This window comes from Bacillus sp. es.034 (genome assembly GCF_002563655.1).
GTDB lineage: Bacteria > Bacillota > Bacilli > Bacillales > Bacillaceae_B > Rossellomorea.
This window is the reverse complement of sequence record NZ_PDIY01000001.1, coordinates 412,334-424,912: the sequence shown is the minus strand read 5'-3', so window position 1 is coordinate 424,912 and position 12,579 is coordinate 412,334. Positions and strand designations below refer to the sequence as shown.

15 protein-coding genes are annotated in these 12,579 nt (G+C 46.8%); 13 read left to right on the top strand and 2 right to left on the bottom strand.

Annotation, left to right across the window (positions count from 1 at the left end; genetic code table 11):
- The first annotated feature begins 72 nt into the window (after positions 1–72).
- The 12 genes from paaA (at position 73) to paaX (ending at position 9,636) form a co-directional block, all read left to right on the top strand.
- Positions 73–1,041: a 1,2-phenylacetyl-CoA epoxidase subunit PaaA gene (gene paaA, locus ATG71_RS02170; protein WP_098438312.1), complete on the top strand. Its 969-nt coding sequence runs from the start codon at positions 73–75 to the stop codon at positions 1,039–1,041.
- Positions 1,042–1,057: 16 nt separating this feature from the next.
- A complete protein-coding gene (gene paaB, locus ATG71_RS02165) occupies positions 1,058–1,414 on the top strand; it encodes a 1,2-phenylacetyl-CoA epoxidase subunit PaaB (protein ID WP_098438311.1) in 357 nt (118 codons plus the stop codon).
- Entirely contained in the window at positions 1,411–2,229 is an 819-nt protein-coding gene (gene paaC, locus ATG71_RS02160) for a 1,2-phenylacetyl-CoA epoxidase subunit PaaC (protein ID WP_098438310.1), read from the top strand. The genes paaB and paaC overlap by 4 nt, the downstream gene beginning before the upstream one ends.
- Positions 2,230–2,242: 13 nt before the next feature.
- Positions 2,243–2,722, top strand: a complete 480-nt coding sequence (gene paaD, locus ATG71_RS02155) for a 1,2-phenylacetyl-CoA epoxidase subunit PaaD (RefSeq protein ID WP_098438309.1) — start codon at positions 2,243–2,245, stop codon at positions 2,720–2,722.
- Positions 2,723–2,763: 41 nt separating this feature from the next.
- Positions 2,764–3,072, top strand: coding sequence for an EthD family reductase (locus tag ATG71_RS02150; RefSeq protein WP_034760972.1), 309 nt, complete (start codon positions 2,764–2,766; stop codon positions 3,070–3,072).
- A complete protein-coding gene (locus ATG71_RS02145) occupies positions 3,065–3,844 on the top strand; it encodes an enoyl-CoA hydratase/isomerase family protein (protein ID WP_098438308.1) in 780 nt (259 codons plus the stop codon). Before ATG71_RS02150 ends, ATG71_RS02145 begins: the two co-directional genes overlap by 8 nt.
- 12 nt (positions 3,845–3,856) lie before the next feature.
- Positions 3,857–4,630: an enoyl-CoA hydratase-related protein gene (locus ATG71_RS02140; RefSeq protein WP_098438307.1), complete on the top strand. Its 774-nt coding sequence runs from the start codon at positions 3,857–3,859 to the stop codon at positions 4,628–4,630.
- 24 nt (positions 4,631–4,654) lie between these two features.
- The gene (locus ATG71_RS02135; protein ID WP_098438306.1) at positions 4,655–6,172 is read left to right on the top strand and encodes an aldehyde dehydrogenase family protein; all 1,518 of its coding nucleotides are present in this window, start codon (positions 4,655–4,657) and stop codon (positions 6,170–6,172) included.
- Positions 6,173–6,237: 65 nt separating this feature from the next.
- On the top strand, positions 6,238–7,113 hold the full coding sequence (locus ATG71_RS02130; RefSeq protein ID WP_098438305.1) for a 3-hydroxyacyl-CoA dehydrogenase: 876 nt from the start codon (positions 6,238–6,240) through the stop codon (positions 7,111–7,113).
- Complete coding sequence (locus tag ATG71_RS02125; RefSeq protein WP_098438304.1) at positions 7,110–8,315, top strand: thiolase family protein; 1,206 nt, start codon at positions 7,110–7,112, stop codon at positions 8,313–8,315. The genes ATG71_RS02130 and ATG71_RS02125 overlap by 4 nt, the downstream gene beginning before the upstream one ends.
- 74 nt (positions 8,316–8,389) lie before the next feature.
- Complete coding sequence (locus ATG71_RS02120) at positions 8,390–8,611, top strand: hypothetical protein (RefSeq protein WP_098438303.1); 222 nt, start codon at positions 8,390–8,392, stop codon at positions 8,609–8,611.
- Positions 8,612–8,760: 149 nt separating this feature from the next.
- Positions 8,761–9,636 carry a phenylacetic acid degradation operon negative regulatory protein PaaX gene (gene paaX, locus ATG71_RS02115; protein ID WP_098438302.1) on the top strand — a complete coding sequence of 292 codons (876 nt, stop codon included), beginning with the start codon at positions 8,761–8,763 and terminating at the stop codon, positions 9,634–9,636.
- Positions 9,637–10,195: 559 nt separating this feature from the next.
- Here the strand turns inward: paaX and ATG71_RS02110 are convergent.
- On the bottom strand, positions 10,196–10,864 hold the full coding sequence (locus ATG71_RS02110) for a DUF1129 family protein (RefSeq protein ID WP_286162889.1): 669 nt from the start codon (positions 10,862–10,864) through the stop codon (positions 10,196–10,198).
- A complete protein-coding gene (locus ATG71_RS02105) occupies positions 10,854–11,189 on the bottom strand; it encodes a PadR family transcriptional regulator (RefSeq protein ID WP_098438300.1) in 336 nt (111 codons plus the stop codon). The genes ATG71_RS02110 and ATG71_RS02105 overlap by 11 nt, the downstream gene beginning before the upstream one ends.
- A 204-nt stretch (positions 11,190–11,393) precedes the next feature.
- Between ATG71_RS02105 and ATG71_RS02100 the strand changes: the two genes are divergently transcribed.
- The gene (locus tag ATG71_RS02100) at positions 11,394–12,350 is read left to right on the top strand and encodes an NAD(P)H-dependent flavin oxidoreductase (RefSeq protein ID WP_098438299.1); all 957 of its coding nucleotides are present in this window, start codon (positions 11,394–11,396) and stop codon (positions 12,348–12,350) included.
- The last annotated feature ends 229 nt before the right edge of the window (positions 12,351–12,579 follow it).

Genomic DNA, 12,579 nt, shown 5'->3' with positions numbered 1-12,579 from the left:
TTTTTTTGAGAAAAATAGTTATCACACGAATTTACTGTAACGTGGTAATGACGTGATAAAGGAGGACCTGCAATGAGTGACGTATTGACAAATCAACCATTGACGGAAGATGAGCGTATGGCTCATTTTATGAAAAAGATCGAAAATGACGAAAAGATCGAAGCAGATGACTGGATGCCGGATGAATACCGGAATGCGCTGATCAAGCTGATATCCATGCACGGCATCAGTGAAATCATGGGTGCACTACCTGAAAAGGAGTGGGTCCCGAAAGCACCTACCCTCAGAAGAAAACTGGGGATCATGGCAAAGGTTCAGGACGAGATGGGGCACGGACAGCTTCTGCTTCGTGTAGCGGAAGATTTGATGAAGCCTTATGGGAAAACGAGAGAGCATATCATGAGGGATCTGTTTTCCGGGGATTTGAAGTTTCATAACGTCTTTCATATGGAGGCACCGACCTGGGGAGACGCGGGATTGATCGGCTGGCTCGTGGACGGGGCGGCGATCATTACACAAACGAATATGCTTCATGCTTCATATGGGCCATATGCGCGGGCCCTGAAACGGATTTGTGCCGAGGAGGTATTCCATGCCCAGCATGGTGAGGCAATCATCATGGCCCTCGCAGAAGGTACACCGGATCAGAAGGCGTTGGTCCAGGATGCGGTGGACCGTTGGTGGGAATCGCTTCTGATGTTCTTTGGCCCCGGCGACGCGAAGACAACGGGCTCTTCCAAGCAGGATATTACCATCAAGTACAACATTCGCACGAAAACCAATGAACAGCTTCGTCAGGACTTTTTCACAAAATATGTTCCTAGAATGCTGTCATTGGGTCTGACGCTTCCGGATGAAACCATGTACTTTGATGAAGAACAGGACTTATGGATCTATAAGCAGCCCGACTGGAGCCGCTTTAAGGAAATCATCCGCAACAAAGGGCCGAAATCGAAGGACCGCCTCCGTTTAAGGGAATTATCCTACGATAACAATGCGTGGGTCCGGGAAGCGTTAAGCCCTGGTGACCAAGTAAGCTAGAAAGGAATGAGAAGAGATGTCAGACAAGGGTCAGAACTTTTATCAGGAATTTGAAGTCTTCAGTAAACGGTCAGACGGGGCACAGATGCAGCATCAGTTCAGTCTGCTTGCACCCAACCATGAGCTTGCCATGGTGATGGCTCAGGAGAATTTCATGAGACGGGAGCCTGTTTCGGATATATGGGTCGTGAAACGGTCGGATATACGGATGATGACGCCCGAAGAAAGAGAGAGCGTCTCCCGCCTTGATAATAAAGATTACCGTAACGCCAAGGGATACGGCTATTTGAAAAAGAAGTGGAGACAGTACGAACAGGAAATGCTGGATGAGAAAGAAATCATGTCATGGGGAGAGTTGGTGAAGAAGAAATGAACGTGAAAAGTCCACAGGACATTCCGAATAGAGATTATAAGGAAGCCCTCTTGAGCCTCCTCTATCAGCTGGCCGATGACGACTTCATCCTTGCTTACAGGGGATCTGAATGGCTGGGGCTCGCTCCCCATATCGAGGAAGATGTCGCGTTTTCGTCCATCAACCAGGACACAATGGGGCATGCGACCATGTTTTATCAGCTGCTTGAAGAGTTGGGAGAAGGGGATCAGGACCATCTCGCCCATGGTCGGAAAGCGACAGAACGAAAAAATGCCATTCTCCTTGAAGAAGTGAACGGTCCTGGAAACTACATGGAAGAACCACGCTATGATTGGGCCTTTGCTGTGGTGCGGCATTATTTTTACAGTGTGGCGAAAAAAGTGCGGATCGATGCGCTAAAGAATTCTTCCTATGAACCACTTGCCGAGATGGCCGTCAAGATCAACACTGAATTGTACTATCACCTGCTTCACTGGAAAACCTGGTTCATTCAGTTGATGAATGCAGGCGGGGAAGCAAGGGATCGTATGAATAAGGCAATGGAAAGAGTACTGGAAGAATTCGCGGGAGTGCTGACCCTGGGGCCAAAGGGGAAAGAAATGTCCCTTATGGCTTTGATCGAAGGGGAAGAAAGTTTAACAAAACGTTGGGAGCTCGCACTCGAGCCGGTCTTCAGGTCCTGTCAGCTATCCTTTCCACCGAGTGTAAGCATGAAAAAGGGGAATGGACGCTTAGGTGAACACACCCCTGAACTGGATGCGGCACTTTCGACCTTAAGCGAAGTCTATCAAACAAATCCGGCTGCAAGCTGGTAAAGGATGAAGGAAAATGACTGATACCGTTTTAGATGTTCTTCAAACTGTGAAAGATCCTGAAATCGATTCCATCAGCATTGTGGATCTCGGAATGGTCAATCGCGTCGATCATCAGGAAGGAAGTCTCGTGATCGAGCTTCTTCCCACCTTTGTAGGCTGTCCTGCACTGGACATCATTAAAGGTAATGTGGAGAAGGCTTGCAGGGAACAACTGGACGTAGGGTCCATACAAGTGGATTTCGTCTATTCTCCGCCATGGACATCGGATCGACTGACGGTGAATGGACGGGAGCGGCTGAAGGAATTCGGCATTGCACCGCCTCCGGAACATTTTACGGGGGAAGAAGATTGGGAGATTCACTGCCCTTACTGTGATTCCCCTTATACGTCCATGGAGAACCTGTTCGGGCCCACCGCCTGCAGAAGCATCCTCTACTGCAAACAGTGCCGGAACCCGTTCGAAGCCATGAAACCTATATCCACGATGATGTGAAAATCTAGTAAACTACTGAAAATCAAAGGAGAGATTCCATTATGGTAAAACTAATCGCGTTATATAAGCACCCTGAAAACAAAGAGAAATTCGATGAGCACTATTTCAATACCCACGGTCCGATCACAGCGAAGATTCCCGGCTTGAAGAAGATGGATGTCACTCGCATTGTCGGATCTCCGATGGGTGGGGAAGGCAAATATTACTTAATGTGTGAAATGTATTACGAAAGCCATGAAGCACTGAAGGCAGCCATGAAATCCGACGAAGGAAAAGCTTCCGGGAAGGACCTTATGGGCTTCGCCGCAGATCTTGTCACCCTTATGATCGGCGAAGAAGTGAATGAATAAAGAGTACGAATATATCGTAGTGAGCGAGAGGGACGGACTTGGTTTCATCGAGCTGAACAGACCGAAAGTCCTGAACGCCATCAATCGTCCCATGGTATCGGAACTGGTCCATGCTTTCGAAGCATTTGACCGGAACGACAATGTGAAAGTGATGGTGTTATCCGGCAGGGGGAGAGCGTTCGCTGCAGGAGCCGATATTGATGAAATGGCAGAGGACGGGGCCATTGATCTGGAGCTCTTGAATCAATTCACCGATTGGGACCGTCTGGCTTGGATCAAGAAGCCGATCATCGGAGCGGTCCAGGGGTTTGCGTTAGGAGGGGGATTTGAGCTTGCCCTTTGCTGTGACCTTTTATTCGCGGCGGAGGATGCAAGCTTCGGTTTTCCTGAAGTGAATCTCGGGGTCATGCCGGGAGCAGGGGGGACACAAAGGCTCACGAAGCTGATCGGAAAATCCCGTTCCATGGAATGGCTGTTATCAGGAGACATGTTTACAGCCGCCCAGGCCCTCCAATGGGGAGTCATCAACCGGACGATCCCTAAAGAGCTATTAATGGAAGAAACAGAGAAATTTGCGAGGAAACTGGCTGCCAAGCCTCCGCTTTCCCTTCGCTTGATCAAGGAGTCTGTTCATAAAGCCGTGGATTCCTCGATTTATGAAGGAATGCAGTATGAGCGTAAGAACTTCTATCTCCTTTTTGCCTCTGAAGACCAGAAAGAAGGCATGAAGGCTTTCGTGGAAAAACGCAAACCTGATTTCAAAGGAAAATAAGGAGGCTGCAGCATGTTTGAAACGATTACCTATGAAGTGAAAAATAACGTAGCCTGGATCACCCTGAACCGACCGGATAAATTGAATGCCTTTATCCGCCAACTCAATCTGGAAATCCAAAAGGCTGTGAAGGATTCCTCGCGAAATGAAGACGTCAGGGCCATCGTCATCACAGGGGAAGGCAGGGCCTTTTGCTCGGGGCAGGATCTGAGTGAAGTGGATGAAGATATGGATCACGGAGAAGTGCTGCGGAATAACTACGGACCGATGGTGAAGGAAATCGAACAGTGTGAAAAACCTGTCATCGCCGCTGTCAATGGAGTGGCTGCAGGAGCGGGATTCAGTCTGGCACTTGCATGTGATTTCAGGATCGTGTCAGATAAAGCGAGCTTCGTACAGGCATTCGTGCATGTCGGACTCGTTCCGGATTCAGGAAATCTCTACTACTTATCAAAGATTGTGGGATACGCGAAAGCACTGGAGCTTGCCGTATTCGGAGAGAAGTTAAAAGCAACTGATGCTGAAAAACTTGGCCTCGTCACGAAAATCGTACCGGTTGATGATTGGCAGGGAGAGACGGCTGCGTTCGCAGAAAGGATCGCCTCCATTCCGACAAAGGCAATCGGCTTGATGAAGCGCTTATTAAAAGGAAGTGCGGATCTGTCCTTCAACGAATACTTGGAAAAAGAAGCATGTGCCCAGCGAATCGCAGGCATGACACAGGATCATCGCGAAGGTGTGACAGCCTTCATGGAGAAAAGAAAACCAGCCTTTCTCGGAAAATAATTCAATCAAAAAGGAGATGGAGTTATGTCTACAGTAAAAGAGCAAAGCTTTGAAGTCCTTGAAATGAAAAGAGAGCATTATTCATTGGTGATCAACGGTCAGCGTATGGAAAGCACGTCTGGGGAAACCTTCACGACGTACAACCCGGCAACAGGTGAGGCAATCGCCACCGTTTCACTGGCATCAACAGAAGATGCGGAAAAAGCGGTAGAGGCAGCAAGGAATGCATTCGATTTCGGTAAATGGAAGAAGTTCCCGATCAATAAACGTTCCCGTGTCCTCAATAAAATTGCAGGCATTATGAGATCCCGTTTCAATGAACTTGTATCCCTTGAAATCATGGACAGCGGGAAGTCGTTATCCGCGGCACAAGGTCAAGTGATGCAGGCAATCGAAGACTTTGAATTTTATGCAGGCGCGATCGTGGGTCACCGTGGAACGGTCAATAACGTACCAGGTCAATTCACAAACGTCGCAGAGAAAGAACCGGTCGGTGTCTGTGCCCAGATCATCCCTTGGAATTATCCACTTATGATGGCTGCATGGAAAATCGCACCTGCCATTGCCGCAGGCTGCTCGGTCGTCGTGAAACCAGCAACTCTTACTCCTCTGACTGCCATTGTACTAGGTGAAATCTGTATTGAAGCGGGAGTACCCGAAGGGGTCGTCAACATCATTCCGGGAGCAGGTTCTTCTGTCGGTAATTACTTAGTGGAGCATGAAAAGGTTGATAAAGTCGCCTTCACCGGTTCCACTCCAATCGGAAAGAACATCATGGAAAAAGCATCCCAAACATTAAAGAGGGTCACTCTTGAATTAGGCGGGAAATCCCCGAATATCGTCTTTGATGACGCCGATGTGGATGCTGCTGTGGATGGTTCCCTGTTCGGAATCTTCTATAATACAGGGCAATCCTGTGAAGCCCGTTCCAGATTATATGTGCACGAAGATATTTACGATGAGTTCATGGATAAGTTCGTTGAGAAGACGAAGAAGCTGAAACTTGCTGATCCTCATGACAAAGGAACGCATATCGGGGCGATCATCAACCAGGGGCAACTGGATACGATCGATGGATATGTCCAATCTGCCAAAGAAGAAGGAGCAACGATCCTCGCCGGGGGCAGCACAGCCAAGGTGGAAGGCTTCGAAAACGGCTACTGGTATGAGCCGACGATCATCACTGATGTAAATCACGATATGAAGGTTGTAAAAGAAGAGATCTTCGGACCTGTGGTAGTCGTGATGAAGTTCAAGGATGAAAAAGAAGCGATCAAACTGGCAAACGACAGCGAATATGGATTGGGTTCTGCCGTATGGACACAAAACCATGGGCGTGCAACAAGAGTATCCAAAGCGATCCAGGCAGGAATTGTCATGGTGAACTGTCCGTTCTCTGCATTCCCTGGTACTCCGTTCGGAGGCTACAAGCAGTCCGGCTTTGGTCGTGAGCTATGCGTGGAGACGCTTGATCTGTACACAGAAACGAAGAGTATCATTTCGTACTTCGGAAACCGTCCGTTAAATCCATTTGGCGTATAAAAAACATCAAGCAGGGGTTGTCCTAACAAGGTCAACCCCTTATTGCAAGAAAGGGGAAATGAAAGATGACACAGCATATCGTGGTAGTGGGTTCGGGTGTGATGGGTAGAGGGATTGCCTATGTAAGTGCAACAGGAGGGTTCAGAACCACACTGGTTGATATTAAACAAGAGCAGTTGGATCACGCGAGAGAAGAAATTGAGCTCCTATTCCAGAAGGGAATCGAAAGAAACAAACTCACTCAGCAGGAATATGTAGAAGCAAAAGAAGGGTTGAGCTATTCAACGAATCTATCGATTGCCGTCAGGGATGCCGACGTGGTCATCGAAGCCGTTCCGGAAAAAACAGACATCAAGCGTGGCGTATTCGAGGTACTGGATGCCCATGCACCGGATTATTGCTATCTGGCGACCAATACGTCCACCATGAGTCCGACTGAAATCGGCTCCTTTACGAAACGGCCGGATAAAGTGATTGCCATGCACTTCTTCAATCCTGTACATAAAATGCCGCTCGTCGAAATCGTGAGGGGATTGGAAACAAGTGATGAAACGGCGGAGGTCATCGGGCAGGTTGCCCGCCTGATGGGAAAAGAAACAGTGGTCATCAATGAGTTCCCCGGGTTTGTTACAAGCAGGATCTCGGCACTCGTCGGGAATGAAGCCTTCTACATGCTCCAGGAAGGACTCGGGTCTCCAGAGGAAATCGACAAAGCGATCAAGCTTGGCTTAAATTACCCAATGGGTCCCTTTGAACTCGGTGATTTAGTCGGATTGGATACACGGCTGAATAATTTAAAGTATCTTCACGAAAAGCTTGGAGAGAAGTATCGTCCGGCTCCATTGTTAGAGAAGTACGTGAAGGCAGGCCGCCTTGGCAGAAAATCAGGAAAAGGGGTCTATGATTATTCATCAACAAAAGAAAAGGAGCCCCAATCATGAGAGAGGTTGTCATTGTCGATGCCGTACGGACCCCGATCGGAAGATATAAAGGAGCACTCAAAGAAGTGCGTCCTGATGACCTGGGGGCTCATGTCATAAAAGCCCTTGTGGAAAGGAACCCCCTCGTACCCGTCGATACGATGGAAGAAGTGGTACTTGGAAACGCCAACGGTGCCGGAGAGGATAACCGGAATGTCGCACGGATGTCGACTCTCCTCGCCGGTCTTCCTGTCGAAGTCGGTGCGACGACCATCAATCGTCTGTGCGGATCGGGACTGGACGCTGTGAACTATGCAGCAAGGGCCATTTTAGCAGGAGAAGGGGAGGTCTTCATTGCAGGCGGAACCGAAAGTATGACGCGTGCCCCGTACGTCATGGCCAAGCCTACAAAAGAATTCCCGAGAGGCAATATGGAAATGTTTGACACGACGATCGGTTGGCGCTTCGTCAACTCCCGCCTGAAAGAAAAATACGGGACCGACTCCATGCCGGAAACGGCTGAAAACGTGGCGAAGCAGTTCGGTATTTCACGTGAAGAACAGGATCACTTTGCCTATTGGAGCCAGGTGAAGGCGAAGCGTGCCATGGACGAAGAACGTTTCAAAGAAGAGATTGTACCGGTGGAGCTTCGTGACCGCAAAGGAAATGTCTCCACCTTTATGATGGATGAGCATCCGAGACCCGACACCAATAGTGAGAAGCTGCAGAAACTTAAGCCCCTATTCCAGGGGGGGACCGTGACTGCTGGGAATGCTTCCGGTGTGAATGACGGGGCATCGGCTCTTTTACTCATGAGCAGGGAAAAGGCGAAGGAATTAGGCGTCCCCCCCCTCGCCCGTTACGTGACGTCAGCCACTGCGGGCCTGGAGCCTTCCGTCATGGGACTGGGGCCGATCTATGCCACACAGAAGGTCCTGAAGCGTTCAGGCCTCGCCCTTGATCAGATCGGCTTGGTGGAGCTGAATGAAGCTTTCGCGGCCCAATCCCTCGCCTGCATCCGTGAACTTGGACTGAACGAGGAAATCGTCAACGTCAACGGGGGAGCCATTGCATTCGGCCATCCCCTCGGGGCAAGTGGAGCCCGTATCCTTACCACCCTTCTCTATGAAATGAAGAAAAGGAAAGTACGATACGGCCTCTCCACTATGTGCATCGGAGTAGGTCAGGGAATCGCGACCCTTGTTGAAAATATTGAATCGTAAGTGCCCTGTTTTTGCAGGGCTTTTGGTGATTAAGAGGTTTCCTTTTTAGAAAGGATAGACGTGAGGTGATAAAGATGGAATTTGAGATCATGACAGTCGAAAGTGAGATTCCTTGTCTTGTCGTCGCAGATGAAGATAACGGCAGATTTATGATCAGGAAGGCGGACACGAGCGGGGAAGTGTTCAACAGTCAGGAGGAGCTTGTACATTGGATCGAGGCAAACTGGTCCAAGGACAAGGTTGTGAACACGTATGACTTTGTGAAGATGCTGGAGATGTTGAGGGTGTATCATTGAGGGACAGGCTCTTTGGGGCCTGATTTTTTATTTTATCATTTAAGATAAAGAATATTCATTTATTTCAACGGAATGTTTGTGATATTATATTAATTAAACGTAAAATTAACGTCATAAATGAATGCGATAGGATAAAAGGAGAGGCAGCGATGAATACAAGATCAATGATCTTTACACTATACGGGGACTACATTCGCCATTACGGAAATAAAATTTGGATCGGCAGTTTGATTCGCCTGCTGAATGAATTCGGTCATAATGATCAGGCCGTCCGTGCCGCAATTTCCCGGATGAACAAGCAGGGATGGGTCCAGGCGGAGAAGCAAGGGAACAAAAGCTATTACTCCCTGACTGAACGCGGTGAGGTCCGCATGGAAGAAGCGGCAAACAGGATATTTAAGCTGAAACCTGAGCAATGGGACGGTAAATGGAGGATCCTCATGTACTCCATTCCTGAAGAGATCAGGAGTATCCGTGATGAGCTGAGAAAAGAGCTGGTTTGGAGCGGATTTGGAACACTGTCGACGAGTACGTGGATTTCTCCCAACAACCTGGAGAAGCAGGTGAAATCCCTTATCGATAAGTACGAGATTAAAGAGTACGTCGATTTCTTCATTGCTGAACATAAAGGTCCGAATGACAATCAACGGTTGATAGAAAAGAGCTGGGACCTGAACGAAATCAATGACCGATACCAGGAATTCATTTCCCGGTACAGTCAACAATACATGATTGATAAAAGTAAAATCAGTAAAGGGCAAATGAGCGACGCCGAATGTTTCGTGGAAAGAACGAAGCTCGTCCATGAATACCGGAAATTCCTCTTCGTCGATCCGGGCCTGCCGGAAGAACTCCTGCCTGAAAAATGGCTCGGAGCACACGCAGCCACTTTGTTCGGAGAATACTACAAAGAACTCGCCGAACCCGCATCCCGTTTCTTTGAAAGTGTATTTGAAGATGGAAACGAACTAAAGAACAAAGATGTGAGCTATAACGTGATGACACATCCATTATTGCTTGATTGAAAAAAACACCTGCCGGTTTGAAGTGATTAAATAAAAAATGATGTGTCGAAAATGCCAGTTGAGGTAGTATCATGATTGGTATAAATAAGTAAAACTCGCCGTAGTAAATTTGGCGAGTTTCTTTATTAGGAATATAAAAACCTTAGGTACATAATTTTGGTGCGGTGGATTTAAAAAAGATATTTTGCCCTTTATTGGAGAGGCAGCAATATTAAGTAAGCGGAGTTTTTCCGGTTACAATCAGAGTAGAACTTGTTTTGGGATAAATAAGCGGAGTTTTTCCGCTTGTGCGAGAAAAATTTATCCATTTTTGTATTTTTTAAGTCAATTAGGCGGAATTTTTCCCTCTATTTCAGCCCTTTTTACCTATTCATTAAGGGTTAAGCGGAATTTTTCCGTCTATTTATCGGCACTGGTGCTAATCTGATTACCCTACCGATAAGTGCGGACTCATAAGCAGGCGTATCCTGCCCAGCTAATAGCAATCAATAAAACAGGTCATCAAAACGGCATTGGAAATGACAGAAGTTTTGCCACTCTTTTTTTGAGGGACGGACCTCTATTTTTTCAGAAAATAAGAGAGTGCTAAAAGCAACGCACCTGTAATTAGTGAAGCATACCAAGGAAACATGAATGAAGGACCGATATTAGGCAGGAAGTAGATACTGCAAATAATGATCCCCATTGATATCATGCCCATTGTTCCTGCCTTGATGGAGTCTTTGATAGGGGTTTGCTTCTCTTTGAACAAGGATTTTTTAATGATAGAGAAGATAATCTTTACTCCAATTAAACTTGAGCAGAATATAAGAAAAGCAAGGATGGAGAATGTTACTGGATAAATTTCATTGCTTATTTCCTTAAACATTGGACCTATCAATAATAAAAGTCCACGAGTCAACAAAAAGTATGCGAATAAATTCAAAGCTAATGATGCTATGAATGTAGCAATGCTTCTTTTCTTTTCGAAGGGAAGCTGTTCAATGATATCGTCAGCGTAAGCCTTGGGATCTTCCCCTAAAATCATTCTGGCTGTTTTTCCTTCACGTTGCCCGTCAATAATATGATCCAGAATTTCCATTAATATTTCCTCGGTCTGCTGCTCTGACAATGTAAGCTGAAGACGCATGTATATTAGAAAGTCAGAATAGTACTTTTCATTCTCTTCGGACAAACTTGTTCGTTTCTGATTGTTCAATTCAATTAATTGCTTTGCTTCAACCATCATGATTCCCCCTTATTAACAATGTTGTCACTGGTGATACGATTTGTTCCCATTCCCGTGATATATCAGAGAGTGTTGAATGCCCTTCTTCTGTTAAATAGTAGTACTTTCGGTTAGGTCCGGATTCTGAGGGCTGCATTTCCCCGCGGATCAAATTATTTTTCTGGAGCCGTAGTAATACTGGATATATAGTCCCTTCGCTCACATCCTGTAATCCTGAAGACTGCAGTTTTTTTGAAAGTTCATATCCGTAGACCGGTTCTTTATCAATTACTGAAAGAACGCAACCATCTAATATACCCTTTAATAGCTGACTGCGGATAGACATATGATATGAATCCCCCTCTTCTAGTGTCTTGCATTACAAGATACTGGATGATTAATCAGCTACCTTGCTTTGCAAAGTAGCTGATTATAGAATATGTGTTTAGGAATAAATTGTCAACAATAAATTCAAATTAGTGGAAATAACAATTACTCTTGTCCAATAATTCCAAAAAGTATAACATGAATTTAACGAAGGGGGATTATAATGAATAACCTAACGAACGCCTTACATATAAAATATCCAATCATTCAAGGGGGAATGGGGAACATCAGTAATGCCCCGTTGACGGCGGCAATCTCTGAAGCCGGGGCACTTGGTACGATCGGAGTCGGGACCATGGGTGTGGAGGAAGTGGAAGGGATCATTGTTGAAACGAAAAAGAAGACCAGTAAGCCTTTCGCCCTGAACATTCCAATTTCCATCACGCCGCATTTGAAAGAAATGGTTCGCTTAGTGGTGACGCACGGGATACCGATCGTTTCCTTATCAGCAGGAAATCCATCTCCGCTCATTCCCTATTTTCATGAACACAACGTCAAGGTGATCTGTGTCGTCGCTTCGAAAAAACAGGGAAAGAAAGCGGAAGAGGCAGGAGCGGATGTGATCGTCGCGGAAGGATATGAAGCCGCCGGGATCAACTCCAATCTGGAAACGACCACTCTGGCTCTTATTCCCCAGCTTGTGGATGCTGTAAAGATTCCGGTGGTTGCTGCAGGAGGGATTGGCGATGGACGGGGACTTGCTTCCATGCTTGCCCTTGGTGCGAGCGGAGTGCAAATGGGGACGCGGTTCATCGCGACCAAGGAAGCTCCTTTTCATGAAAACTATAAATCTACCCTGGTGAATGCAAAGGACGATAGCACGGTCATTGTCGGACGTTCTGTCGGCAGGGTGAGACGTGTGATGAAGACACCTTATGCAGATGGGCTGCTTCAAAAAGAGCGGGAGGGGGTTGCTCCTGATGAATTCAACCACATGACATCCGAGGACCATCACCGGATTGGCGCACTTGAAGGAAAGTTGGATCAGGGCTTCATAAACGGCGGGCAGGTGTCCGGACTTGTGGCGGATATTCCGACGGTAGAGGAGCTTCTGGAAAGAATGGTGAATGATGCACACAGGATTTTTATAGAGCTTTCCAGTTATGGAATGCAATCTTAATAGATTGAGGTTTTCCTAAGCGTTTGCCCTTGCAGGGTGAGCGCTTTTTTTGGTGGAGTCCACAAAGTCGCACACGTTCAACAGATCCCCTTCACAGTTTCTATCCTCATGTCAGGAAGCTATTGCACAAAAATTTTCCTCAACTTCCTCTAGATATTCCACCCAAGACCGACTATACTAGTATTAATTTTTAAATTTTCGGAATATTATTGACTATTTTGTGACAGGA

What these genes read in the sequence shown, in the direction of transcription:
- ATG71_RS02120 (WP_098438303.1), top strand. Translation starts at nt 8,390, where the DNA reads ATGGAATTTGAGATCATGACAGTCGAAAGTGAGATTCCTTGTCTTGTC.
- ATG71_RS02125 (WP_098438304.1), top strand. Translation starts at nt 7,110, where the DNA reads ATGAGAGAGGTTGTCATTGTCGATGCCGTACGGACCCCGATCGGAAGA.
- ATG71_RS02105 (WP_098438300.1), bottom strand. Translation starts at nt 11,189, where the DNA reads ATGTCTATCCGCAGTCAGCTATTAAAGGGTATATTAGATGGTTGCGTT.
- ATG71_RS02130 (WP_098438305.1), top strand. Translation starts at nt 6,238, where the DNA reads ATGACACAGCATATCGTGGTAGTGGGTTCGGGTGTGATGGGTAGAGGG.
- ATG71_RS02110 (WP_286162889.1), bottom strand. Translation starts at nt 10,864, where the DNA reads ATGATGGTTGAAGCAAAGCAATTAATTGAATTGAACAATCAGAAACGA.
- paaB (WP_098438311.1), top strand. Translation starts at nt 1,058, where the DNA reads ATGTCAGACAAGGGTCAGAACTTTTATCAGGAATTTGAAGTCTTCAGT.
- ATG71_RS02150 (WP_034760972.1), top strand. Translation starts at nt 2,764, where the DNA reads ATGGTAAAACTAATCGCGTTATATAAGCACCCTGAAAACAAAGAGAAA.
- ATG71_RS02145 (WP_098438308.1), top strand. Translation starts at nt 3,065, where the DNA reads ATGAATAAAGAGTACGAATATATCGTAGTGAGCGAGAGGGACGGACTT.
- ATG71_RS02140 (WP_098438307.1), top strand. Translation starts at nt 3,857, where the DNA reads ATGTTTGAAACGATTACCTATGAAGTGAAAAATAACGTAGCCTGGATC.
- ATG71_RS02135 (WP_098438306.1), top strand. Translation starts at nt 4,655, where the DNA reads ATGTCTACAGTAAAAGAGCAAAGCTTTGAAGTCCTTGAAATGAAAAGA.
- paaC (WP_098438310.1), top strand. Translation starts at nt 1,411, where the DNA reads ATGAACGTGAAAAGTCCACAGGACATTCCGAATAGAGATTATAAGGAA.
- paaD (WP_098438309.1), top strand. Translation starts at nt 2,243, where the DNA reads ATGACTGATACCGTTTTAGATGTTCTTCAAACTGTGAAAGATCCTGAA.
- paaA (WP_098438312.1), top strand. Translation starts at nt 73, where the DNA reads ATGAGTGACGTATTGACAAATCAACCATTGACGGAAGATGAGCGTATG.
- paaX (WP_098438302.1), top strand. Translation starts at nt 8,761, where the DNA reads ATGAATACAAGATCAATGATCTTTACACTATACGGGGACTACATTCGC.
- ATG71_RS02100 (WP_098438299.1), top strand. Translation starts at nt 11,394, where the DNA reads ATGAATAACCTAACGAACGCCTTACATATAAAATATCCAATCATTCAA.